Source organism: Microcella alkaliphila (assembly GCF_004216855.1).
GTDB lineage: Bacteria > Actinomycetota > Actinomycetes > Actinomycetales > Microbacteriaceae > Microcella > Microcella alkaliphila.
Window position 1 is genome coordinate 132,041 of record NZ_SGXT01000015.1, and the last position, 22,619, is coordinate 154,659.

23 protein-coding genes are annotated in these 22,619 nt (G+C 70.2%); 13 read left to right on the forward strand and 10 right to left on the reverse strand.

What is annotated here, in order from left to right; genetic code table 11:
• Nucleotides 1-3: 3 nt before the first annotated feature.
• The 3 genes from EV140_RS07870 to EV140_RS07880 are packed head-to-tail and all read left to right on the forward strand — an operon-like array spanning nt 4 to nt 2,354.
• Nucleotides 4-927, forward strand: coding sequence for a hypothetical protein (locus EV140_RS07870; protein ID WP_130282739.1), 924 nt, complete (start codon nt 4-6; stop codon nt 925-927).
• Between the two features lie 56 nt (nt 928-983).
• Nucleotides 984-1,988: a hypothetical protein gene (locus tag EV140_RS07875; protein ID WP_130282741.1), complete on the forward strand. Its 1,005-nt coding sequence runs from the start codon at nt 984-986 to the stop codon at nt 1,986-1,988.
• A 9-nt stretch (nt 1,989-1,997) separates the two neighbouring features.
• Nucleotides 1,998-2,354, forward strand: a complete 357-nt coding sequence (locus tag EV140_RS07880; RefSeq protein WP_130282743.1) for a GntR family transcriptional regulator — start codon at nt 1,998-2,000, stop codon at nt 2,352-2,354.
• 282 nt (nt 2,355-2,636) lie between these two features.
• On the opposite strand, the gene EV140_RS07885 is transcribed toward EV140_RS07880, so the two are convergent.
• Nucleotides 2,637-6,170 (reverse strand): proline dehydrogenase family protein, encoded by a 3,534-nt coding sequence (locus tag EV140_RS07885; protein ID WP_241971366.1) that lies wholly within the window; start codon nt 6,168-6,170, stop codon nt 2,637-2,639.
• A gap of 103 nt (nt 6,171-6,273) precedes the next feature.
• Here EV140_RS07885 and EV140_RS07890 point away from each other — a divergent pair, with 103 nt between their 5' ends.
• The 3 genes from EV140_RS07890 to EV140_RS07900 all read left to right on the forward strand — a co-directional run bounded on the left by EV140_RS07890 (nt 6,274) and on the right by EV140_RS07900 (nt 9,622).
• Nucleotides 6,274-7,197 carry a LysR family transcriptional regulator gene (locus tag EV140_RS07890; RefSeq protein WP_130282747.1) on the forward strand — a complete coding sequence of 308 codons (924 nt, stop codon included), beginning with the start codon at nt 6,274-6,276 and terminating at the stop codon, nt 7,195-7,197.
• 83 nt (nt 7,198-7,280) lie between these two features.
• Nucleotides 7,281-8,882, forward strand: a complete 1,602-nt coding sequence (locus tag EV140_RS07895; protein WP_198674388.1) for a phytoene desaturase family protein — start codon at nt 7,281-7,283, stop codon at nt 8,880-8,882.
• Nucleotides 8,882-9,622, forward strand: a complete 741-nt coding sequence (locus EV140_RS07900; RefSeq protein ID WP_130282751.1) for an oxidoreductase — start codon at nt 8,882-8,884, stop codon at nt 9,620-9,622. The genes EV140_RS07895 and EV140_RS07900 overlap by 1 nt, the downstream gene beginning before the upstream one ends.
• 21 nt (nt 9,623-9,643) lie before the next feature.
• On the opposite strand, the gene EV140_RS07905 is transcribed toward EV140_RS07900, so the two are convergent.
• The 5 genes from EV140_RS07905 to EV140_RS13340 all read right to left on the reverse strand — a co-directional run bounded on the left by EV140_RS07905 (nt 9,644) and on the right by EV140_RS13340 (nt 12,282).
• A complete protein-coding gene (locus EV140_RS07905) occupies nt 9,644-9,958 on the reverse strand; it encodes a hypothetical protein (RefSeq protein WP_130282753.1) in 315 nt (104 codons plus the stop codon).
• A complete protein-coding gene (locus tag EV140_RS07910) occupies nt 9,955-10,341 on the reverse strand; it encodes a YidH family protein (protein WP_130282755.1) in 387 nt (128 codons plus the stop codon). Before EV140_RS07910 ends, EV140_RS07905 begins: the two co-directional genes overlap by 4 nt.
• Before the next feature lie 48 nt (nt 10,342-10,389).
• Nucleotides 10,390-10,935 carry an acyl-CoA thioesterase gene (locus tag EV140_RS07915; protein ID WP_130283038.1) on the reverse strand — a complete coding sequence of 182 codons (546 nt, stop codon included), beginning with the start codon at nt 10,933-10,935 and terminating at the stop codon, nt 10,390-10,392.
• A 25-nt stretch (nt 10,936-10,960) separates the two neighbouring features.
• The gene (locus EV140_RS07920) at nt 10,961-11,890 is read right to left on the reverse strand and encodes a DNA-3-methyladenine glycosylase family protein (RefSeq protein WP_241971367.1); all 930 of its coding nucleotides are present in this window, start codon (nt 11,888-11,890) and stop codon (nt 10,961-10,963) included.
• Between the two features lie 65 nt (nt 11,891-11,955).
• A complete protein-coding gene (locus tag EV140_RS13340; protein WP_198674407.1) occupies nt 11,956-12,282 on the reverse strand; it encodes a DUF4190 domain-containing protein in 327 nt (108 codons plus the stop codon).
• 176 nt (nt 12,283-12,458) lie between these two features.
• On the opposite strand from EV140_RS13340, the gene EV140_RS07925 reads away from it, so the two are divergent.
• On the forward strand, nt 12,459-13,484 hold the full coding sequence (locus EV140_RS07925) for a 6-phosphofructokinase (RefSeq protein ID WP_130282757.1): 1,026 nt from the start codon (nt 12,459-12,461) through the stop codon (nt 13,482-13,484).
• Nucleotides 13,485-13,621: 137 nt separating this feature from the next.
• Nucleotides 13,622-15,130, forward strand: a complete 1,509-nt coding sequence (gene putP, locus EV140_RS07930; protein ID WP_130282759.1) for a sodium/proline symporter PutP — start codon at nt 13,622-13,624, stop codon at nt 15,128-15,130.
• A gap of 67 nt (nt 15,131-15,197) precedes the next feature.
• Here putP and EV140_RS07935 read toward each other — a convergent pair whose 3' ends face one another.
• From EV140_RS07935 to EV140_RS07950, 4 genes are all read right to left on the reverse strand, one after another.
• Nucleotides 15,198-16,028, reverse strand: a complete 831-nt coding sequence (locus EV140_RS07935; RefSeq protein ID WP_130282761.1) for a uroporphyrinogen-III synthase — start codon at nt 16,026-16,028, stop codon at nt 15,198-15,200.
• Between the two features lie 61 nt (nt 16,029-16,089).
• Nucleotides 16,090-16,314 (reverse strand): DUF3618 domain-containing protein, encoded by a 225-nt coding sequence (locus EV140_RS07940; RefSeq protein WP_130282763.1) that lies wholly within the window; start codon nt 16,312-16,314, stop codon nt 16,090-16,092.
• A complete protein-coding gene (locus EV140_RS07945) occupies nt 16,311-16,715 on the reverse strand; it encodes a phage holin family protein (protein WP_241971368.1) in 405 nt (134 codons plus the stop codon). The genes EV140_RS07940 and EV140_RS07945 overlap by 4 nt, the downstream gene beginning before the upstream one ends.
• A 42-nt stretch (nt 16,716-16,757) precedes the next feature.
• Complete coding sequence (locus EV140_RS07950) at nt 16,758-17,294, reverse strand: YtxH domain-containing protein (protein ID WP_241971369.1); 537 nt, start codon at nt 17,292-17,294, stop codon at nt 16,758-16,760.
• Nucleotides 17,295-17,303: 9 nt separating this feature from the next.
• Between EV140_RS07950 and EV140_RS07955 the strand changes: the two genes are divergently transcribed.
• The 5 genes from EV140_RS07955 to EV140_RS07975 all read left to right on the forward strand — a co-directional run bounded on the left by EV140_RS07955 (nt 17,304) and on the right by EV140_RS07975 (nt 22,428).
• On the forward strand, nt 17,304-18,323 hold the full coding sequence (locus EV140_RS07955) for a siderophore-interacting protein (RefSeq protein ID WP_130282767.1): 1,020 nt from the start codon (nt 17,304-17,306) through the stop codon (nt 18,321-18,323).
• A gap of 95 nt (nt 18,324-18,418) precedes the next feature.
• Nucleotides 18,419-19,408 (forward strand): FecCD family ABC transporter permease, encoded by a 990-nt coding sequence (locus EV140_RS07960; RefSeq protein ID WP_130282769.1) that lies wholly within the window; start codon nt 18,419-18,421, stop codon nt 19,406-19,408.
• The gene (locus tag EV140_RS07965) at nt 19,405-20,439 is read left to right on the forward strand and encodes a FecCD family ABC transporter permease (RefSeq protein ID WP_130282771.1); all 1,035 of its coding nucleotides are present in this window, start codon (nt 19,405-19,407) and stop codon (nt 20,437-20,439) included. The genes EV140_RS07960 and EV140_RS07965 overlap by 4 nt, the downstream gene beginning before the upstream one ends.
• Nucleotides 20,436-21,314: an ABC transporter ATP-binding protein gene (locus EV140_RS07970; RefSeq protein WP_130282773.1), complete on the forward strand. Its 879-nt coding sequence runs from the start codon at nt 20,436-20,438 to the stop codon at nt 21,312-21,314. Before EV140_RS07965 ends, EV140_RS07970 begins: the two co-directional genes overlap by 4 nt.
• Nucleotides 21,315-21,378: 64 nt before the next feature.
• Entirely contained in the window at nt 21,379-22,428 is a 1,050-nt protein-coding gene (locus EV140_RS07975; RefSeq protein WP_130282775.1) for an ABC transporter substrate-binding protein, read from the forward strand.
• The last annotated feature ends 191 nt before the right edge of the window (nt 22,429-22,619 follow it).

Consider the following 22,619-nt stretch of genomic DNA (forward strand, 5'->3'; position numbering starts at 1 on the left):
TGGGTGATCGCCACCGAACTTGCCCTCGTCGTCGGCGGACTTCTCGTCGTAGCAGGCCTCCTCTTTGCGCTTCTTGCCCATGTTCCGGCCTACCGCGAGCGGCAGTTGATGCGGCGCTCCGCGCGCGCCGGGCTCGCCGTGCCTGACGACCTGGCGGCGCCGCTGATGCGCCGTCAACGCTTCGAGGAACTGGGGTCGGCCGCAGCACTCGTGCTGTCTGGCGCGGTGGTGGCGGTGAACGCATCGGCGATCGGCGTGGTGATGCTCGAACGCCCGGCCGTCGTATCGCTCGCCGTGCCGCTCATCGCGGTCACACTGCAGCGATTCGGGGCAGTGCTGGGTCGGCGCCTGGCCGGCCCGATCCTCCCTGCGGTGCCCGTCGCCGACGCGGAGCGTGGTGCCGCGGCCAAGCTGTCGATGCTCGCGCAACCCTGGGAGGAACGGTGGGCCTCGGCGTGGATCGACATTGCCGCGGTGAGCAGCGTCGGCACGCTGCTGTACGGGGCGCTCGTGCTGACCGGCGATTCCGGCGCGTTCGTGGCGACGATCGGCGCAGGCGCCCTCATCATCACCGCGATCGCCGCAACCCTGCTTGTCGCGCGCCGCCGCATGGCGGTGCGCGAGTTGCCGGCGAGTCACACCCCTCCGGCCGAAGAGAGCGGCATCGTCGACGAATCGTGGGTCTGGGCGCGGATCCTGGACGCGGAGCGCCTGCGCGAACCTTTGGAGTTCGCCTACGCGGCGACCATCGGCGCCATCGGGATGGTCGTCATCGCGCACGTGTCCCTCGCGGCGGCGACGACCGGCACGGCGGCCGTCATGCTGGGCATCATCGCGCTCGTCCTTCTGGTCTCGGCGGGCCGCAGCTCGCTGTTCGTGCCCGCGGAGCGGTACGTGCGCGACCGCGCGCTCGAACCCGCCCCCTAACGCCCTCCCTGTGAGCAACGCTCGACCGACGGCGTTTGTATTGCTACATTCAGTGGATGCTCGCCGCCTCGTCCACAGGATCGTTTGCCGACCCGATCGCCTCGATTGCTGACGAATCAATTTCGAGCGGCATCATCGGCTTCTGGATAGCGCTGACGACACTCTTCGTAGGCTTCTCGCTGGTCATGCTCGTCGTCACCCGCCGTGCCAGCTACGGCGACAAGATGACTCGGCAGTTGTCGCGAGACGTCTACCTCGAGCTTCCCGCTGATCTGTTGAGTAGCGTGCGTAATCAGCTCATGTGGCGACTGCGTGGTTCGATCGTCGGCGGGCTGGCCGGGTTTGTCGGGCTGTTGTTGATCGTCCAGCCGTGGGAGACTCGCGCAACTGCCGGTGTTGAGGTGTCGCTTGTCGGACTGTCTGCGGTCTTCTTCGGAAACCAATCCGGAGCGGCGATTGGCGGGATGCTCGCGCGTCGGCAATCCGTCAGTTCCGTCCGCACTGCTCGACTGGAGCCGGTCACCCACCGTGAGTTGGTGGCGCCCTTGTGGAGATCTCTCGCCGCAATCTCCGCGGGAATAGGCGTCGCAGCAACGCTGGCGCTCGCCCTCGTCTCGGCGACGTACGAACAGAGCCAGCCTGGATTCGTGGCTGAGGTACCCATGCTCGCCGCCGCGGCTGCACTCACCGCCGTGATCGCGGCGTCGCTGCCGCGCATTGCTCGGCGCCTGGCGGCGTCGCGAGCGCTGAGAGGAGACGACCACGCGCTCGCATGGAGCGACGCGCTCGCGGCCCGCACGATCCGAGACCTCTGTCTCGGCCTGACGTGGGCCGGGTTCGCCATCACGAACAGTGTGCTCGCGAGTATTGGGCGGCTGGCACCCGAGGAGGGTCAGCAGCTCGTTTCGCAGATTCAGGCAGTTGGATCAACGCTCGCGGTTCTGGCCGCGATCACCGTCTTGATCGTCGTCCTCGTGACCACGCCGGATCGGCATCTCCAGCGCACCGTGTGGCCAGAGTTCGCGGCCGGTGCCCCGCAATCGCGGCCCGACGTGCAGTAGCCTCACCCCATGCTGGTCAGGGTCGACGCCGAGGCGGGGGCGCCGCCGTACGAGCAGATTCGCGTGCAGGTGCGCGACGCCGTACGCTCGGGGTCGCTTGCGGCAGGCTCGAAGCTGCCGACCGTGCGCCGTCTCGCCGATGACCTCGGCCTCGCCGTCAACACGGTCGCCCGCGCCTACCGCGAACTCGAGGGCGATGGAGTGATCGAGACCCGCGGGCGCAACGGCTCGTTCGTGCGCGCGCAGGGCGACGCCAGCGAACGCGCCGCGCAGGAGGCGGCCCGCGCCTACGCCGACACCGTTCGACGCCTCGGGATCGACCGGAATGCTGCCCGCGCCTACGTCGAGGTTGCGCTGCGCGACTAGCTCCGTTCCCTCGTTGGCCGCGCCGCGCGTCGTGCTTCCGCGGGAAGTCATGCACCCCCGCACGTGCTTCCAAAGACGCGGACAAATGACGGCGCATCACCAGTCCGCACTTTTGGAAGCCTCCGGACCCCCGGGGTTTGATCCCCGTCGGCGGGACCCCGGGGTTGGTCCCCGAGTGCCGGTCCCCATGGGCCGCTCCCTGTGGGCCAGCTCCCATGGTGTGGCCCGCTGGGGGTCCGCCAAAGACGCGGCACGGCCGACGACCCAGAAGTCGTCGGCGCTCTACACCTCCAACTCGGCGAGCGGCGGGTACGGGTTGCCGTAGCGGTGCGCCGTGATCGACACCGCCTGCTCGCGCAGGAATGGCAGCATCTCCACCCGGCCGGCGGTCGTCACCGGGCCCGACCAGATCGCCACCCCCGGGTCACCCCCCACCGCGTGCAGCAGCTCGCGCGCGACATCGGCTCCGGTGCGGCCGGCGCCGGCGACGACACCGTCCGACCCCACGAGGCGGATGCGCTCCGGCAGCTCCGAACGCACGCGCGCGGCGAACGCGGCGTCCGTCTCGACCACGACCCGAGCATCCTCGTCGAGACGCAGCGCCGAGTCGAACTCGTCCTCAATAAGCGACAGCAGGGCCGGCGGCAGCGGCACCGAGACACTCAGCGACACGGTCGCCCGCGCGCGGGCAGCCGCGACCAGCACGCGCACCAGCGACGCCACCGAGGCACCCTCCGCCTGCCGCACCATCACCTGAGCCGGTCGGTAGCGCAGCACGTTGCGCTCCACCCCGAGCGCCGACACATCGCGCGACACCCCAAACTCCGACTGCCACGCCTTCTCGTCGCTGATCGCGCCAGCGCGGGCAGCGTCGAATCCGACAAAGTCCATGCCGGGCTGTGCCGCCTCCAACACGCGAGCCGCCGCCTCGCCGAGGTGTCGCAGCGACAGGTTCTTCTTCGGTTCGCGCTCGACCGGCTGCCAGGTGCCGAAGCCGAACACATACGACGGACCGCCGGCCTTCGTCGAACCGCCGACACTCGACCGCTTCCAGCCCCCGAACGGCTGGCGCCGCACGATCGCCCCGGTGATGCCGCGGTTCACATACAGGTTTCCCGCCTCGACACCATCGACCCAGGCGTCGACCTCGTCGGCGTCCAACGAGTGCAGTCCCGCCGTCAGACCGAACGGCGTCGCATTCTGCAGCTCGAGCGCCTCCTCGAGTGTGCGCGCGCGCATCAAGCCCAACACCGGGCCGAAATACTCCGTCAGGTGAGCGTCGCTGCCGGGAGCCACCCAGCGCTTGACGCCCGGCGTCCAGAGTCGGCCGCCGCCGTCCAGTGCGCGAGGCTGCACGAGCCACTGCTCGTCACCCTCCAACTGGGTCAAAGCGCGCAACAACTTGCCCTGCGCCGGCTCAATCAGCGGGCCGACGACACTCACCGGGTCGGTCGGCCAGCCCACCTTCATGGTCGTCACGGCATCAAGCAGCTGGCGCTCGAACCGCTGAGAGTCGGCCACCGAGCCGACGAGAATCGCGAGCGACGCCGCCGAACACTTCTGGCCCGCGTGGCCGAACGCCGACTTGGCGATGTCGGCCGCGGCCAGGTCGAAGTCGGCCGACGGCGTGACGATGACGGCATTCTTCCCGCTCGTCTCGGCAAGAATCGGCAGGTCGGGGCGCCAAGACCGAAACAGTGCCGCTGTCTCGAACGCACCGGTCAACACCACCCGGTCGACCGCGGGATGGCTGATCAGCTGCTGGCCGAGCTCGTTCTCGGGCACGTCGACCAGTCGCAGCACGTCGCGGGGCACGCCGGCCGCCCAGAGCGCGTCAACCATGACGGCCGCGCAGCGTCGCACCTGGGGCGCTGGCTTGATGAGGACCGCGCTGCCCGCGGCGAGCGCCGCCAGGACACTGCCCGCCGGGATTGCGACCGGGAAGTTCCACGGTGGCGCGACCACGGTGAGGCGCACCGGCTCGAAGCGCGCGCCCGTCACGCTGTCGAGCATCCGCGCGCTTTCGGCGTAGTAGTGGGCGAAGTCGATCGCCTCGCTCACCTCGGGGTCGCCCTCAGCGAGGGTCTTGCCCGCCTCGGCGGTCATCACGGCCAGCAGCGCGGCGCGGCGTTCAGCGAGCACGCGACCCGCCGCGTGCAGCACCGTCGCCCGGTGCTCGACACCCGCCGACGCCCACAGGGGTGCGCTGCCCCGGGCATCCGCCATCAGCCTCTCCAGCGTTCCCGCGTCGCGCACGGCCGCCGCGGCGAGCACCGCATCGCCGTGCGCGAAGACGGATGCGTCGCTCGCCGCCGCGAGGATCTCCCGCCCCCACGCGCGGTTCGCGGGCAGCGACGGGTCGGTGTCGGGCTCGTTGGCGAAGCCCTCGTCGACGCCGACTCCGCCCGGAAGGGGGTGGGGAGCATCCGTCGAGCGGTTCTGCACCCGGTGCACGGCCGGCGCGTCGGGCGCCTCCGCGAGCTCGGCGAGCGAACGACGGAAGCGCTGCTCCTCCCGCGCAAACATCGCGGCGTCGTCGACGAGCTCGAAGGCGCCCGACAGGAAGTTCTCGCTCGACGCGTTCTCCTCCAACCGGCGGATGAGATAGCTGATCGCCGAGTCGAAGTCGCGCGGGTGCACGACCGGCGTGTAGAGCAGGAGGCCGCCGGCGGTGGCGCGAACCGCGTCGGCCTGCGCGGGAGCCATGCCGATCAGCATCTCCACCTCGACGCGGTCGGTGAGGCCACGCGCGTTGGCGAGCTGCAGCGCCCAGGCGATGTCGAACAGGTTGTGACCGGCGACGCCGATACGCACGGCGGATGCGCGGGCAGGGTCGAGGGCGCGGTCGATGACGCGCTTGTAGTTGGCGTCGGTGGCCTGCTTCGACGGCAACACGGCGACCGGCCAGTCGTGCACGGCGGCCTCCACACGCTCCATCGCGAGGTTCGCGCCCTTCACGATGCGCACCTTGATGCCCGCACCGCCGGCCGCACGGCGCGCCTGCGCCCACTCAGTCAGCCGGTCGAGCGCCGGCACCGCCTCAGGAAGGTAGGCCTGCAGGACAATGCCACCCTCGTACTGCCCGAGCCCCGGCCGGTCGAGCAGGCGCGTGAACACCTCGATGGTGAGGTCGAGGTCGCGGAACTCCTCCATGTCGAGGTTCAGGAAGGTGGGAGTTCCGCCGAACGCGGCGCGCTGGTACAGCGGGGCCAGCCGCTCGACGACGCGGTCGACGGTTTCGTCGAACGACCACATCGACAGTTGGCTGACGATGGCCGATACCTTGACCGACACGTAGTCGACGTCGTCGCGGGCGACGAGTTCGTGCAGGCCCTCCAGGCGGCGGTCGGCCTCCGCGTCGCCGAGCACGGCTTCGCCGAGCAGGTTGATGTTGAGGCGGTCGCCGTTCTCGCGCAGCCGCTCCAGTGTGCGCCCGAGACGCTCGGGGGTCGCGTCGATGATGAGGTGGCCCACCATGCCGCGCAGCACGCGGCGGGCGATCGGGATGATCGGCCACGGCAGGAGCGGCGCGAACCCGCCCCCGAGCACGATGAGGCCTCGCAGGTACCAGGGCAGGAACCTCGGCACGCGGCGGCTGAGTCGCTCGAGTTCGCGGGCGGCGACCCGGAGGTCGTCGGGGCGGGAGACACGGTCGACGAAGCCGATAGCGAAGTCGAGGCCGTCCGGATCCTTGAGGAGGCCGGCGAGCCGTTCGGCGGCGGGGTCAGCGGCGGCGCCCTCGGTGGCGGCGAGCCACGCCCGCACCTGCTGGACGGCGGCGTGGGCGGACGACTCTGCGGTCGACGTCGTAGTCATGCCCTCTACTGTCTCACCCATGACTCTTCGGGTATAGCGGGCATTTCCGCACAATTTCGTGCGAATATTGCGAACAATAGATCGCGTCGAGAAAGGCCGCGGGATGCTCGATCCTCGTCGACTGCGATTGGTGCGGGAACTGCGCCGTCGCGGCACTGTGCACGAGGTCGCGCGCGCACTCTCCTATGCGCCGTCCACCGTCTCCCAGCAGCTCGCGCAACTCGAACTCGAGGCGGGGACAGCGCTGTTCGAGCGGGTGGGCCGGCGGCTGCAGCTGACGCCCGCCGGCGAACTGCTCGCCGACGGCGCGGGCGCTGTCCTCGACGAGCTTGAGCGGCTCGAGCAGTCGCTCGCCGAGGCGACCGAGGCGCCGAGTGGAACCGTCCGCCTCGCCGTGTTTCAGTCGGCCGCTCTCGGCATCATCCCCCGCGCGCTCACCCTGCTCGCTGCCGAGCATCCGGCGATGCGGGTCGAGATCACCCAACGCGAGCCCGAGAGCGCGCTTGACGAAGTGTGGGCGCGCGACTTCGACCTCGTGGTCGCGGAGGAGTACCCGGCGCACTCGGCGCCGCACCGTGACGAGCTCGACCGAGTGCCGCTGTGTCGCGACGCGCTGCGCCTCGCGACCGCGCCTCTCACTGGCGCATCCGACACCCTCACATCGATGGGCCCGCTTCGCGTCGAGTCGCTCCCCGACACCGCTGCCCTCCCCTGGGTCATGGAACCCCGCGGCACCGCCAGCCGACACTTCGCCGAGCAGGTGTGCCGCCGCGCCGGGTTCGAGCCCGACGTGCGCTTCGAGACGGCCGACCTGCAGGCGCACATCCGCCTCGTCGAAGCGGGCCACGCCGTGGCACTGCTTCCTGACCTGGTGTGGGGCGATCGCGAACCGAGCGTGCGCCTCATCGACCTGCCCGAGCATCCGCGACGCACCGTGTTCACGGCCGCGCGCCGCGCATCCGCGCACCGACCCGCCATCGTCGCCTGCCGCGACGTGCTCAGCCGCGCTGTCGCGTTCCTCCAGTGACCTCCCCGGGCGTGCACAGCATGCCGATGCGTGCATAGGCTGGCAGACCGCACCATCGGATTTCAGCACGCAGGAGCACCCCCGTGACCACTCGTCGCGACGTCGTCATCATCGGCGGCGGACACAACGGCCTTGCCGCCGCCGCCTACCTCGCCCGCGCGGGTCTCGACGTCGAGGTGCTCGAACGCCTCGACACCGTCGGTGGTGCCGCCGTCTCGGCGCAGGCGTTCGCGGGCATCGATGCTCGCCTCAGCCGCTACTCGTACCTGGTGAGCCTGCTGCCGCAGCGCATCATCGACGACCTCGGGCTGTCAATTCGCCTCGCCCCGCGCCGCTACTCGTCGTACACGCCGGTTCCCGGTGGTGACGGCGGCCTGCTCGTCGACAATCACGACCAGGCGGCGACCGACGCCTCATTCGCCGCCATTGGCGCGAAAAACGACGCGGATGCGTGGCGCACCTTCTACGACGGAACCGCCCGTCTCGCCCGCACCCTCTTCCCCACGGTGACCGACCCCCTGCTGACACGCAGCGAGGCGCGCGCCGTGCTCGGCGACGATGCCCTCTGGGATGCGCTCATCGAGCAGCCGGTCGGTCGCACCATCGCAAGCACCTTCACCAGCGACCTCGTGCGCGGGGTCGCGTACACCGACGCCCTCATCGGCACCTTCGCCTCGAACGACGACGAGACCCTCGCCGCCAACCGCTGCTTCCTTTATCACGTGATCGGCGGAGGCACGGGTGACTGGAACGTGCCCGTCGGCGGCATGGGCGCCGTCACCGGTGAGCTCGCGCGTGCCGCGCGACTCGCCGGCGCGGCCCTCACGACGGGTGCAGAGGTCACCGCGCTCGACGGCGACCGTGTCGTCACCTACCGGGTCGGCGACACCGAGCACCGGGTCGCAGCCGACCGCGTGCTCGCCAACGCGTCGCCGCGCGAACTGAACCGCCTGCTCGCGGCGGGCGATGCGGGCGGGGCGAGCACAGCATCCCGCGTTCACGAACCGGCGGCCGAAGGTGCGCAGGTGAAGGTCAACCTGCTGCTGACGCGCCTGCCCCGACTGAAAGATGCGCGCATCGACCCTGAAGCGGCATTCGGCGGCACCTTCCACATCAACGAGCTGTTCACTCAGTTGCAGGCGGGCTACGACGCCGCGGCAGCTGGCCAGATTCCCGACCCCATTCCCGCCGAGATCTACTGCCACTCGCTCACTGACCCGACCATCCTCGGGCCCGAGCTGCAGGCGGCCGGCGCGCAGACGCTGACCGTGTTCGCCCTGCACACTCCCGACCGCCTGCTCACGGCCGACAACAACGATCGGATGCGCGGCGAACTGCAGGCCGCCGTGCTCGCGTCGCTCAATTCGGTGCTCGCCGAACCGATCGAGTCGCTGCTCATGACCGACGCCGACGGTGCCGCGTGCGTGGAGACGAAGACCACGCGCGACCTCGAAGAGGCGCTGCGCTTGCCGGGCGGCAACATCTTCCACGGCGACCTCGCCTGGCCGTGGCTCGACGATGACGATGCGCCCGTAGCGTCGACCGCGGCCGAGCGCTGGGGCGTGGCGACCGGCGTCGACGGCGTGTACCTGTGCGGTTCGGGGGCGCGGCGCGGCGGCGCCGTGAGCGCGATCGGCGGCCACAACGCCGCCATGGCGGTGCTCGACGAAAGGAGCGGCGCATGATGAGCGCGCAGAACGCCCGCGTCGCGCTCGTGACCGGAGCATCGTCGGGAATCGGTGAGGCGACCGTCGAACGCCTGCTGGCACAGGGATTCATCGTCTACGCGGGAGCCCGCCGCATCGAGCGCATGTCCGGCATCGAGCAGCGCGGCGCCCACACGATGTCTCTCGACGTCACCGACGACGCGAGCATGACGGATGCTGTCGCCCAGATCCTTGAGGAACGCAATCGCATCGACGTGCTCGTCAACAACGCCGGCTACGGCTCGTACGGCTCGATCGAGGAGGTTCCGCTCGAGGAGGCGCGCCGCCAGTTCGAGGTCAACGTCTTCGGCCTCGCACGCCTCACACAACTCGTGCTACCCGCCATGCGCGAGAAGCGCAGCGGCCGCATCATCAACGTGTCGTCGATCGGCGGCCGCATCTATGAGCCGCTCGGCGCCTGGTATCACGCGACGAAATTCTCCGTCGAGGGCCTCAGCGACTCGCTGCGGCTCGAGGTGGCACCGTTTGGCATCGATGTGACGATCATCCAGCCGGGGCCTGTTCGCACCGAGTGGAACACGATCGCGCGCGACAGCATGGTCACCGTATCGGGTGAGGGCCCGTACGCCGATGTCGCGCGTCGGCCGAAGACCCGCGAGGCGGTTCCCGCGTCGGCGAAGACGGTGGTGGGAGCGCGGCGCCTGCTGAGCGACCGGGCCATGGATCGCCTCATGAAGCGGGTTCTCACCGGCGACTGATCGCTGGCGCCGCGGTGACGGTTACGCGGTGACGAGCAAAGCGACCGGAAGCGCCGCTCCTAGCACGCCCGCGATGATCGTGATGGTCGCCGCCGTTCGCATGAGCGGCCAGGCAGCCGCGCGCCGACCGGCGCTGGGCGCGACGGCGGCGAGACCGAATGCCGCGACGGCGAGGATCGCCGCGCCGATCGTCACGAGCGGTTCGCCGACACGGATGCTCGTGACCGCGGCGAAGAGGACGACGAGCGCCGCCTGCGCCATCGTCCGCTGCCAGGCGAGGCTCGAGCGGTCGCGGTCGTCGTCGACGTCGGAAGCGGATGCCGCGGATGCTGTCATCCGGTCCGCTCGATCGCCTCGAACGCGACGAACGCGGCCAGCAGCAGCGCGACCGCGACGGTGCCGACGGTGAGCCAGGGCAGAGCGCTCGGCTTCGGGACCGGCTTGCCGAGGCGCAGATTGCGCTCGGCGTTACGCCAGTGGGCGAGCGCCCAGCCCGCGAGCACCGCCCCGGCGACGCTCGACACGGCGGCGATGACGAGCAGGAAGACGGGCAGGTCGCCGAAACTCACCAGCGTCGCGAGCGCGACGCCGGCGGCCACGAGGGCGAGGGCGGTGCGCATCCATGACAGGGCGGTGCGCTCGTTGGCGAGCGAGACCTGTGGGTCGGGGTCCTCCCCCACCGAGTAGACGGAGTGCGGGCGGCGTTCGTCGGAGCTCACGACGGCGACACTACTCCGGCTGCGGGTCGCGTCGCCGGGGCTTGACTCTCAGATCTCCCAGGTGCTGGGGGCCGGCTCGCGGCGGGTGGGCAGCGCTGCGCGCGTGCTCCACTCGTGCACCCACTCGGGCAGCGGGTGGTTGGCCGGGTCGAGGCCGAACAGTTCCGCGAGCTCATCCATGGGAACGGTGCCACCCGACTTCTTCAGAAAGCGCGCCTTCACGATCGCGCGGGCGTACACCTCGCCGTCGCGCACGAAGCGCTGCTCGACGTAGCCGGCTTTGTCGTCGAGGCCGATGATGGCCGACTCGACGATGAACATCTGCCACGGCTCGAGCGAGCGCCGGTAGGTGATCGTCGACGACACGACGACCGGGTAGTAGCCGCGCTTCTGCAGCCGGGGCCACGCGCCCGAGCGCGCCATGAGGTCGATGCGGCCGAGGTCCATGATCGACAGGTAGACGCCGTTGTTCATGTGCATGAGCACGTCGAGGTCGGTGGGCCAGACGCGGAAAGTGGTGCGGGCAACGTCGGTCGGCTGGATGCGCTCGCCGAATCGGGCGCGGATGCTCAGCCAGACGAGGCGGAAGAACATGTTCACGCGGGCGACGCTAGCCGCGTCAGCGCTCGCGGTGGTCCTCGATGGTCATTCGCGCACCGTAGCGGGGCGTTTCGACCCCGCTTCCTTCGATGTATCGCACAACGCGCTGCCGGTGTCCGCGGTAGGGCTCAAGCAACCGCATCATCTCGGCATCGTCGCCACGCTTGCCCGTGAACCAGTGGGTGACGCCGTGGGCGAGGTGGTAGTCGCCGGCGCTCACGGTGTCGGGGTCGCCGTGGGCGCGCTGCACGATCTCGGCGAGCGTCCACCCGCCGAGGCCCGGTATCGACCGGAACCCGGCGACGAGCCGCTCGTCGGCGCCGGCATGGCGGCCGACCGCGATCGTGCGCTGCAGGGCGGGAGCGACGGCCGCGACCCGGCGAATCGTGTCGCGGCGGGCGGGGGTTGCGCCGGCCCGGTGCCACTCGTGGTCGGGAATGCTCCGCCACGTTTCCGCGGCCGGCAGGATGCGCATCCCGGCGGGCGCGGGCCCCGGCGCCTCCGCGCCGTGCGCGCGGATCAGCTGCCGCCAGCTGCGCCGCGCTTCGACCCCGGTGACTTTCTGCTCGAGCACGGCCGCAACGGCGAACTCGAGCACGATGCCCGTGCGCAGCAGCCGCAGCCCGGGCCGCCGTCGGCGCAGACGCTGCAGGGCCGCGGCAGCCGGGTCCCCCTGGGCGGCGAGCCCGGCGAGCAGCGCGTCAAACGCGGGCCACCCGTCGTCGTCGAGGCCGAGCAGCTCGCGCGCGTGGGCGAGCGACCAGTCGGCGCCGGGGCCCCAGGCGCGCACGTCGATGCCGCCGGATGCGCTGGGGCCGAGGGCGTGCATCCGAATTGTGGCGGGGCCGTCGGGGGTCAGCTGACCGCGCCAGACGGGGCCCGCCCCGCCGCGCTCGCCCTCCCAGTGCTGGGTCGGGTCGCCCGTGCCGCGCCGGAGCGGAAACAGCACCGCGCCGAGCTCGAACGGCCCCTCGGGGTCGACGAGCTCGGCGCGGTCGCCGGTATCGAGTGCGGTCAGGGGGCGAAGCTCGGGTCGAGAATGATCTGCTCGAATTCGCTGAACCCGACGACGGAGATGGCAGCGATCACGAGGATGATCACGATGATCGACAGCACGATGAGCACCGCGCTGATCCAGATCGCGGCCACGGCGAAGCCGTTCTTCATGCCGACCTTCTTCGACTGGTTGCGCGCGACGATGCCCAGAATCAGGCTGACGAGCGCGATCGGGATGAAGAGGCTCACGATCGAGACAATCAGCGCGACGATGCCGAGGGTCTGGCCGGGGTTGACGGCTGGCTGCACGGGCTGCGAGTAGGCGGGAGGGGGTGCGTCGGTCATTTTTGCTCCTGGTGGTGTGGGCTGATGGTCTGCCGGGGCGGTGCCCAGGCAACGATACTGACGGGTCAGCCCCCCGGGTAGTAGGGCGGGCCCCCGTTTTCGTTTGCTAGCGAACGAACAGGGGCGTGCATCCGCCGTTTTCGCGTCGGATACCGCCACGCGCTTAGATGGGTTCTATGCGCATCGGAATGCTGACCTCCGGCGGCGACGCCCCGGGGCTGAACGCCGTTATTCGCGGTGCCGTGCTGACCGGCACGACCGTGCACGAGCACGAGTATGTGGGCTTCCGCGACGGCTGGAAGGGTCTCGTCGAGAACGACACGATGACGCTTGGCCGCCACGAGGTGAAGGGCATCTCGAAGCAGGGCGGCACCATCCTCGGCACCAGCCGCACGAACCCCTTCGAGGGGCGCGGCGGCGTCGACCGCATCAACGAGGTCATGGACATCAACGGCCTGGATGCTCTCATCGCGATCGGCGGCGAAGGCACCTTGGCCGCCGCCAAGCGCCTGACAGACGCGGGCGTGCGCATGGTCGGCGTTCCGAAGACCGTCGACAATGACTTGGATGCGACGGACTACACGTTCGGCTTCGACACGGCCGTCGGCATCGCGACGGAGGCGATGGATCGCCTGCGCACGACCGGTGACGCCCATAACCGGTGCATGGTCGCCGAGGTCATGGGCCGTCACGTCGGGTGGATCGCCTTGCACTCGGGCATGGCCGCCGGCGCCCACGCGATTCTGATTCCCGAGCAGCGCACGACCATGGACCAGCTCACGGAGTGGGTGCAGAGCGCCTACGACCGCGGGCGCGCCCCTCTCGTGGTGGTCGCCGAGGGCTTCACGCTCGAGGGCGACGACGAGCCTCACAACGACCGCGGCCTCGACGCCTTCGGCCGGCCCCGCCTCGGCGGTATCGGCGAGCGCCTCGCCCCGCTGATCGAGGCCCGCACGGGCATCGAGACGCGCGCGACGACGCTCGGCCACATTCAGCGCGGCGGCACCCCGAGTGCGTACGACCGCGTGCTCGCGACCCGGCTCGGCATGGCCGCGGTGCGCGCCGTCAACGGTCACCGGTGGGGCCAGATGGTCGCCCTGCGCGGCACTGACATCGTCTTCGTTCCGTTCGAGGCTGCCCTCGGCTCGCTCAAGACCGTGCCGCAGGAGCGCTACGACGAGGCTGCACTGCTTTTCGGCTGAATACCCAGCGTGTGGGTGCCTGCGAGGCGGCGCACGCCTGAAATTGATAGTAACTCAAATTCTTACGATTCTTTCAGGTAGGCTGGTTGACGGTGCCCGCGCATCCTCGCGGGTGAAATCGACTGAGGAGAACCGGCATGTCCGACGAGGTTTTTCAGATCGGCGCGATCGTTTTGTACTTCGCGGCCATGATTGCGATCGGTTTATACGCCTACAAGAGAACCGAATCGCACGAGGACTACATGCTGGCGGGGCGCAAGCTTCCGCCGTGGGTGGCCGCTTTGAGTGCCGGAGCCTCAGATATGTCGGGCTGGATCATGCTCGGCCTACCGGGCGCGATTTACGTCTCCGGTTTGATCGAAGGCTGGATCGCGGTCGGCCTCACCATCGGCGCCTACCTCAACTGGAAGTTCGTCGCTCCGCGCCTGAGGGCGTACACCGAACGCTCGCGTAACTCGATCACGGTGCCGAGCTTCTTCGAGAATCGCCTGCGCGATACGAGCCGCGTGCTGCGCATCGCCTCGGGTCTCGTGATCCTCGTCTTCTTCACCTTCTACGTGGCCTCGATGATGGTGGCGGGTGGCGTGTTCTTCGAGCAGTCCTTCGGCTCGACCTACCTCACAGGCATGCTGATTGTCGCGGGCGTCACGCTCGTCTACACACTGTTTGGCGGCTTTCTCGGCGCCTCGCTCACCGACGTCGTACAGGGCACGCTCATGATGCTGGCGCTGCTGATCCTGCCCGTGGCGGCGGTGGTCGCCATCGGTGGTTTGGGTCCGACTTTCGAGGAGCTGGGCACCGTCGCGCCCGACCACCTGTCACTGCTTGGTGGTGCGGCTCTCACCGGTGCCACCGTGGTCAGCGTCATCTCAGCCCTCGCCTGGGGCCTCGGTTACTTCGGGCAGCCGCACATCATCGTGCGCTTCATGGCCATGAAGAACGTCGCCTCCGCCAAGCCTGCACGCCGCATCGGCATGACCTGGATGATCGTGTCGCTGCTGGGCGCTATCGCTGGTGGGCTGACCGGCCTCGCGTTCGTGTCGAGCCGCGGCATCGAGCTCGGCGACCCCGAGACCGTCATGCTGCTGCTGGCGCAGACCCTGTTCCACCCGCTGGTCGCAGGCCTCGTGCTCGCCGCGGTTCTCGCAGCGATCATGAGCACCGTTTCAAGTCAGCTGATCGTCTGCTCGTCGGTGCTCGTCGAAGACCTCTACAAGGTCGTGGCACGAAGGGATCCCTCGAAGACGTTCCTCGTCACGATGGGTCGGGCCTGCGTGCTTGCGGTCGCCGGCGTCGGAATCCTGCTCGCGATGAACCCTGGTGGCACGATCCTCGAGTTGGTCGGCTTTGCGTGGGCAGGTTTCGGCGCTTCGTTTGGCCCAATCATTCTCTTGTCGCTGTTCTGGCGCAAACTCACCAATTGGGGAGCACTCGCGGGAATGGTCGCCGGTGCGGCCACCGTCTTCATCTGGGATGCGGCGGGCTTCGCCCTGTACGAGATCATTCCAGGTTTCGTCATGAACCTGATCGTCTCCGTCGCCGTCAGCCTCGCGACCTTCCGCGACAACGCGGACGTCACGGAGGAGTTCGACGACACGGTCGCTATGACGGCGTCTGTGCCGACGGTCAAGGCCGAATCGAGCTAAGTCACCACCGGCCTCATGGGTCGGGCGTGCACCGCACGCTCGGCCCCTGACTTACGCGCGCTGCTCGCTAGCTGACCATCGGCGGGTGCGCATCGTGGGGATCGATCGCGAATTCTGCGAGAGCGCGCACGAGCGATGCACTCGAGCGCTCTTCCGCGATGCGGTGCACGGTGAGCCCGGCCGCTCGAGCGTCGAACGCCGTACGCGGGCCGATGCAGACAACGACAGCCTCGCTCGGCAGCGGGCTGAACTGTGCCGCGATCTGGCGGGCCACGCTGCCGGAACTGACGAGGATCGCGCGGATGCGCCGACCGGCCACGTCGGCAATGACCTCGGGCGGTGCGCCCACGCCGACCGTGCGGTAGGCGGCAACGAACTCGGCATCGACGCCGCGTTCGAGCAGACCCTGCAACAGTGCCTGTTCCGCGATCTCGGACTGGGGCAGGAGGGCACGGAGGCCTGAGCCGCCGGACCACTCTTTGAGCAGTCCACGCGCGGAATGGTCGCTCGGCACGAAGTCGACCCGGTAGCCCGCGAGCTGAAGCGCCTGGGCGGTAGTTTCGCCGACCGCGGCAATTCGGGTCGACTTGGGCGGACGAACACCATGGCCGACAAGCACGTCGACCGTGGTGGCGCTGGTGACGAGCAACCAGTCGTAGTCACCGTCTCGCAGGCGACCCAGCGCGGCGGTCAGCAACGCCGGGTCCTCCGGGCGAGCGAAGTTGATGAGGGGCGCGATCACCGGTTGCGCCCCGAACGATCGCAACTGAGCCGCGATGCCGTCGCCCCATTTGCCGCCGCGCGGGACAAGCACGCGCCAGCCGAGTAGCGGTTTAATGACGGGCAGCGCAGCGGTAGGCGTGCGCTCGATCGTGGTCCCGTCGCGAAGTACAGACATCGCCTACCATGATGAACCGCTCTCGCTGGGAACCCAAATCGGCGGGTCGGAAGCTGGAGCCTCAGTCCTCGCCGGCAATAGCCCACGCGACCAGACCGACGACGACCGCGGTCGCTAGCGCAGCGCCGATGAGGTACGGCACGGGATTGCGTTCGTAGCCCGATCGCACTCGGCGGCCGAGCTCGGCTCCCTTGACGCGCGGGTTCAGTCTGTTGTCGATCTCGTTCAGTGTCGCCTCAAGTTCGGCGCGCAGTTCATCGGCTCGGCGGGCGGGGTTGTCGCTCACGATGATCCCTTCGACTCTCCGCGCACGATACGAATGTCTTCGGCGATGCTTTCCATCGTCTCTGTCGGCGTCGGCGGCAGCCCTCGCTTCAGCTGAGCGATGCCGATTCCGGCGAGAATGCCGGCGAGCAGCAGGATGGCACCTCCCACGATGAGCGCTGCCGCCCAAGCGGGGAGGACGGTGGCGAGGCCCAGAACGGCGGCGGCCAGAAGCACGAGCGTGGCGAAGAACGCGAAGACTCCTGCGCCGACGAGCAGCCCCGCGCCGATGCCTGCCGACTTCAGCTTGCTCGAGACCTCGGCCTTGAGCGACGCGATCTCGGCCTGGATGAGCTCGGTCACGATGCGGGGCAGGTCGGCAAGCAGCGCGCCGATCGAGCGCCGCGCTTCCCGTGCGGGCACGGGCGGAGTCGACAACGGGTCCGTCATGTCGAGACCCCCGAATTACGACGAGCTCGAGCGCGAACTCGAGTTCTTGGACGTTGTCGAGCGTTTCGCCGGCGCCGTACGCGTCGACGACGAGTTCTTCGTGCTCGTCGAGGCTGACCCCGTCGAATTTTTGGCGGCCGCACCCGACGAGGATGCCGACTCCGTCTTGTTCATGACGGTCGTGACGACCTTCTTGGCGCCATCGGCGACGAACTCCGCCACCTCGGGGGCCTTCTCGCGTACGTAGCCGTCGACCTTGTCGACCTGGCGCTGAACGCGCGGGTCGCCCCAGAAGCGGTCGCTGGCCTTCTTGATCTGCTCGTAGCGTTCGCGCCCGGCTCGAGTGCCGAGCACGTAGCCGACGGCGAGGCCGGTGGCGAACAGGATCTTGCCGCGCATGGTGTCCTCCGTCTCTTCCTCGGCCGGATCGGTCGGCCGAGAACACGTGCCCCAGCGTAGTCGGGGCCCCGCGTGGCGCGCGGTTTTCGTGGAGCCAACTCCCAGACGCTGCCCGCCGAGCGGGCTGGACAGCACGGGGGCGCGGCGGGGCATACTTAGGTAATGCTTACCTCACCCGTACGAGATGGTCACGCGCTCGACCACCGCCGAGCATCCCTGAACTACCCGGCCTATCGCCCGTTTTCCGCGCGCGTTTCGCGCGTGCTTCCGATCGGGCGTCATCTCGTGCGGGTGAGCTTTACAGGGGATGACTTCGAGGTTTTCGGCACCACGGGGCTCGACCAGCGCGTCAAGATTGTGTTCCCCGGTGACGGCGCCCTGCCTGACCTGGGTCAGGGCGACGACGCGGCGATTCTGGCAGGCGACTGGTACGCCCGCTGGCGCGCGCTCCCGGATGCCGAGCGACCCGCGTTCCGCACCTACACCGTTCGGGCGATCGACTCCGAGGCCGCTCGCCTCGACGTCGACATGGTGCTGCACGATCCCGCTCCCGGGGGCGATGGGCCCGCTGCCCGCTGGCTGAGGCAGGTGGGGGTCGGCGACGAGGTCCTCATCGTCGGGCCCGACGCGCGCACGGCTGACCCGCTGATCGGGTGCGATTGGCGTCCCGGCGACGCTCGCACCGTGCTGCTTGCGGGCGACGAGACCGCGGCCCCCGCGATTCTATCGATCCTCGAATCGCTGGCGCCGGGTATCCGTGCGCAAGCATTCGTTGAGGTCGCGTCGAGCGCAGACATCCAACGCATCGTGCCAACGGCGCGGCACCGTGTCACCTGGCTCGCCCGTGACGCCGGTTGCGAAACTGCGCAGGGCTTCCAGGCGGTCGCCCCCCGCGGGGAATTGCTCCAACGCTCGCTGGAGAACTGGATCGGCGGCCACCGCGCTGAGCTCACGACCGCCCTCGACGCCTCACCCCACACCCTCGACGACATCGATGTCGACACCGAACTGCTCTGGGACAGCCCTATCGACCCGCGGGACAACGACTTCTACGCCTGGATCGCCGGTGAGGCAGCAGTGGTCAAGCGGCTGCGCCGGTATCTGGTGAGTGACGTCGGGGTGAACCGTCGCGCCGTGGCCTTCATGGGCTACTGGCGTGAGGGTCGCTCCGAAGGGCAGTGACAGCGACCGAGGCCGCGCCGAGTTCGGTGGCGCGGCAGAGCGGTGTGGCGCGGGCGCCACAGCTCGTCGCGTCGACTCGCTCGCGAGCGGCCCGCATGCGCGGCGCCGCCCTGCTCGGCCTCGGGCTCGCCCTCGCCGTCGCGCTTAGCCTCGCGCTCGGCGCCCGCGGCACCGACCTCGGCACTGTCCTCACCGCGCTCACCGATCCGGGCGCGCTCGCCGACCCGGCCGACGCCGTCGCCGTGCGCGACCTGCGCGTGCCCCGCACCGTCATCGGCCTCGTCGTCGGTGCGGCGCTCGGCCTTGCAGGCGTCGTGATGCAGGGCGTCACGCGCAACCCCGTCGCCGACCCGGGCCTGCTCGGAGTGACGGCGGGCGCATCCTTCGCCGTCGTGCTGGGCATCGCTCTTGCAGGCGAGACCGGCGTCATCGGGCTCGCCGTCTGGGCGCTGGCGGGCGCGCTCGTCACGAGCCTCGGTGTCGGGGCGCTTGCCCGCGCGGCCGGCGACCGTGCCACCCCGGCGCTGCTCGTCGTCGTCGGCTTCGCCGTCACCGCCGGACTCGGCACCCTCACGACCCTCGTGCTGCTCGGCGATCCGGCGGCGCTCGACCGCTACCGCTTCTGGACGGTCGGCTCGCTCACCGGCCGCGACCTCGACGCCGCCCTCACCCTGCTGCCGCTCGCCCTCGTCGGCATCGTCGTCGCCGCACTGCTCGCCCGGCCGCTCGACGCGCTCGCACTCGGCGACGACGTCGCACGCGGGCTCGGGTTCCGGCTCGGCGCCGTGCGCGGCGGATCCCTCGTCGCCATCGTGCTACTCTCCGGCACCGCCACCGCGCTCGCCGGGCCGCTCGTCTTCGTCGGGCTGCTCGGCGCCCACGCCGCCCGCGCCGCCGTCGGCGGGCACCACGGCCTGCTGATGCCGGTCGCGGCCGTCGCCGGGGCCGCCTTCGTGCTCGTCGCCGACGTCATCGGCCGTCTCGTGGCGCCCCCCGGCGAGCTGGAGGTCGGCATCGTCGTCGCCGCCCTCGGCGCCCCGCTGCTCATCGCCCTCGTGCGCGCCCGACGGGCGGTCGCCGCATGAGCGCGGCCGTCGCGCTGGGCGCACTCAGCCGCACTCGACGCGAACGACGGATGCGCGCGGCGAGCACCACCGGCATCCTCGCCGCCGCGGGGGTCGCCCTCTCGATCACCGCGCTCGCCGTCGGATCGGTTGCGATCGCGCCCGCCGACGTCATCGCCGCGCTTGCCGGCACGGCCGACGGCGGGGAGCAGTTCATCGTGCGCGAGCTGCGCCTGCCCCGCCTCACGCTCGCCCTCGTCGTTGGCGCCGCCCTCGGCATGGCGGGCGCCCTGCTGCAGTCGGTCGTTCGCAACCCGCTCGCGAGCCCCGACATCGTCGGCGTCACGGGCGGGGCGAGCGCCGCCGCCGTGCTCGCGATCGGGGCGGGTGCCACGGGTCTCGCCGTGTCAGGCTCGGCCCTCGTCGGCGCCACCGTCGCCATCGTGCTGGTGCTCGCCGCGAGCGGCCGAAAGCTCGGCGGAACCCGCATCGTGGTCGTCGGCATCGCCGTCGCCTTCCTCGCGCAGGGCGTGCTCGGCTACGCCCTCACCCGTGCCCGCCTCGAGCAGGCGGGCACCGCCTACTTCTGGCTCGTCGGCAGCGTCGGCTCGCCGTCGGCCCCCGAAACCCTCGTGCTCGGGATGCTCGTCGCCGTCGTCGCCATCGGCACCGTTCTCGGGCGGGGCGCCCTCGCCGCCCAGCTGCTGGGCGACGAGACCGCGACGGCGGTGGGCTCCCGCCCGCGCCGCACGCGCATCCTCGCCGTGACCGCGTCGACCGTGCTCGCCGCGGTCTCCGTCGCGGTCGCGGGCCCGCTCGCCTTCGTCGCCTTCGTGGCGGGGCCGATCGCCCGACGCCTGCGCGGCGGAGGACCCGCCGTGCTCACCGCCGCCCTCGTGGGTGCGGTGCTTGTGCTCGCCAGCGACCTCGTCGCCCAGAACCTCATCCCTGGAACCCTGCAGCCGCCCGCCGGCCTCGTCACCGGCGCCGTCGGCGCCCCGCTACTCGTGTGGCTGTTGATCCGCGCCGCCCGCCAGGAAGGACGCGCATGACCGCGACCGCACCCGCTTCCGTGACGCTCTCGCCCGACGCGCCCGGCGCCGCCGCGCCCGCCTTGCGCGCCGAGAATCTCACCCTCGGCTACACGAAAGTCCGGCCGGTCGTGCACGGCGTCGACCTGGCCGTGCGCCCCGGCGCCCTCACGGTGCTGGTCGGCGCGAACGCGAGTGGGAAGTCGACCCTGCTGCGTGGCCTCGCCCGCCTGCTGCCCGCCCACGCCGGCCGGATCACCCTCGACGGCAATCCGATCGAGCGCATCGCCGCCCGGCAACTCGCCCGCATGATCGGCGTGCTGCCCCAGAACCCGATCGCGCCCGAGGGCATCACGGCCGGCGAGCTCGTCGCCCGCGGCCGCTACCCGCACCAGCCGATCTTCCGCGGACGCTCGAGCGACGACGACGCGGTCGTGGCCGCGTCCCTCGCCGCGACCGACGCCGCCTCGCTCACCGAGCGGCGCATGGATGAGCTGAGCGGCGGGCAACGGCAGCGCGTCTGGATCGCGATGGCGCTGGCACAGCAACCGCGCATCCTGCTGCTCGACGAGCCGACCAGCGCGCTCGACGTCGCCCACCAGGTCGAGGTGCTCGACGTGCTGCGCGCCGAGGTCGACCGCGGCACGACCGTCGTCGTCGTGCTGCACGACCTCACGCTCGCGGCGCGCTACGCCGACGAGCTCGTCGTGCTCTGCGACGGCCGCATCGTCGCGCAGGGCGCGGCGAGCGAGGTACTCACCGAGGCGACGGTTCGGGATGCGTTCGGCATCGACGCGCGAATTTTGACCGACCCCGACACGGGTCGCCCCGTCGTGCTGCCGCGCGCCAGTTCCCTCGGTTCCTCCGCGGTTGTCTCCCAGGAACGCATGCAGTAAGGTAAGCCTTACCTAATCCAATCTGCCGCGTCGTCGCGGCCCCTCCTCGAGGAGCATCTTTCCCATGCCCGCAGCGCCCCGCGCCCTATCCGCCCGCGCACTTCCCGCCCTCGCCCTCGCCGCCGCGAGTGCCCTCGTTCTCGCGGGATGCGCATCCGGCACCCCCGCCGACGAGGGTGACACGGGCTCCGCCCCCGCGGCCGACACCGCCGCCTTCCCGGTCACGATCGAGCACGCCTTCGGCGAGACCGAGATCGCCGAGGCGCCCGAGCGGGTCGTCACCTGGGGCTGGGGAGCCACCGACGCGGCAATCGCCCTCGGTGTCGTGCCCGTGGCGATGCCCTTCCAGGCGTACGGCGGCGACGAGAACGGCGTGCTTCCCTGGATCGCCGAGGCCCTCGACGAGCTGGGCGCCGAGACCCCGACCGTACTGCCCGACACCGGCGAAGACGTGCCGTTCGAAGACATCGCCGCGGCCGACCCCGACGTAATCCTCGCCCACTATTCAGGCATCACGGAAGAGCAGTACGAGACGCTCAGCGCGATCGCCCCCGTCGTCGCGTACGAAGACCAGCCGTGGTCGACCCCGTGGCGCGACGTCATCTCGATCACCGGTGAGGCGCTCGGCCTCGCCGACGAGGCGACGGCGGTGCTCGACGGCATCGACGCCGAGATCGCCGCGGCCGCCGAGGCGAACCCCGAGTTCCAGGGCGTGAGCCTCGCCACCGCGTGGGACACCGCCGGAACCTTCTACGTCTACGCCGACGAAGACCCGCGCGTCGAGTTCATGCTCGACCTCGGCTTCGTGAACGCCCCCGCCGTCGACGAACTCGACACGGATGAGTCCCCGTTCTTCTTCACACTGTCCTACGAGCGCACCAGCGAACTCGTGAGTGACATCGTCGTTGTCTACGGATCGACGGCCGAAGAAGCGCAGGCGCTTCTCGACGCTCCGCACGGGCAAGTGATTCCGGCCGTCGCCGATGGCGCCGTCGCCCAGCTCGTCGGCACCGAGTTCATCGCCTCGGTCTCGCCGCCGACCGCGCTCTCGCTGCCGTGGGGCCTCGACGAGGTCGTTGCCCAGCTCGCCGCCGCCGTCGCTGAGATCGGCTGAGTCAGGAAACGTCAGGCATCAGTCCCCGTATACGGCCGCCCTTCCCCGTACGTCAGCGGTGCGGAGGGCGGCCGTATCTCGTCTAGCGCGCGGGGCTAAGCCGCCGTAGCGGCAACCACAGCCGCAGCGCGTTCAGAATTCAGGAAGCGGCCCGCGTGAGACGTCACCTCCCCGCGGGGGATGGCGCTCTT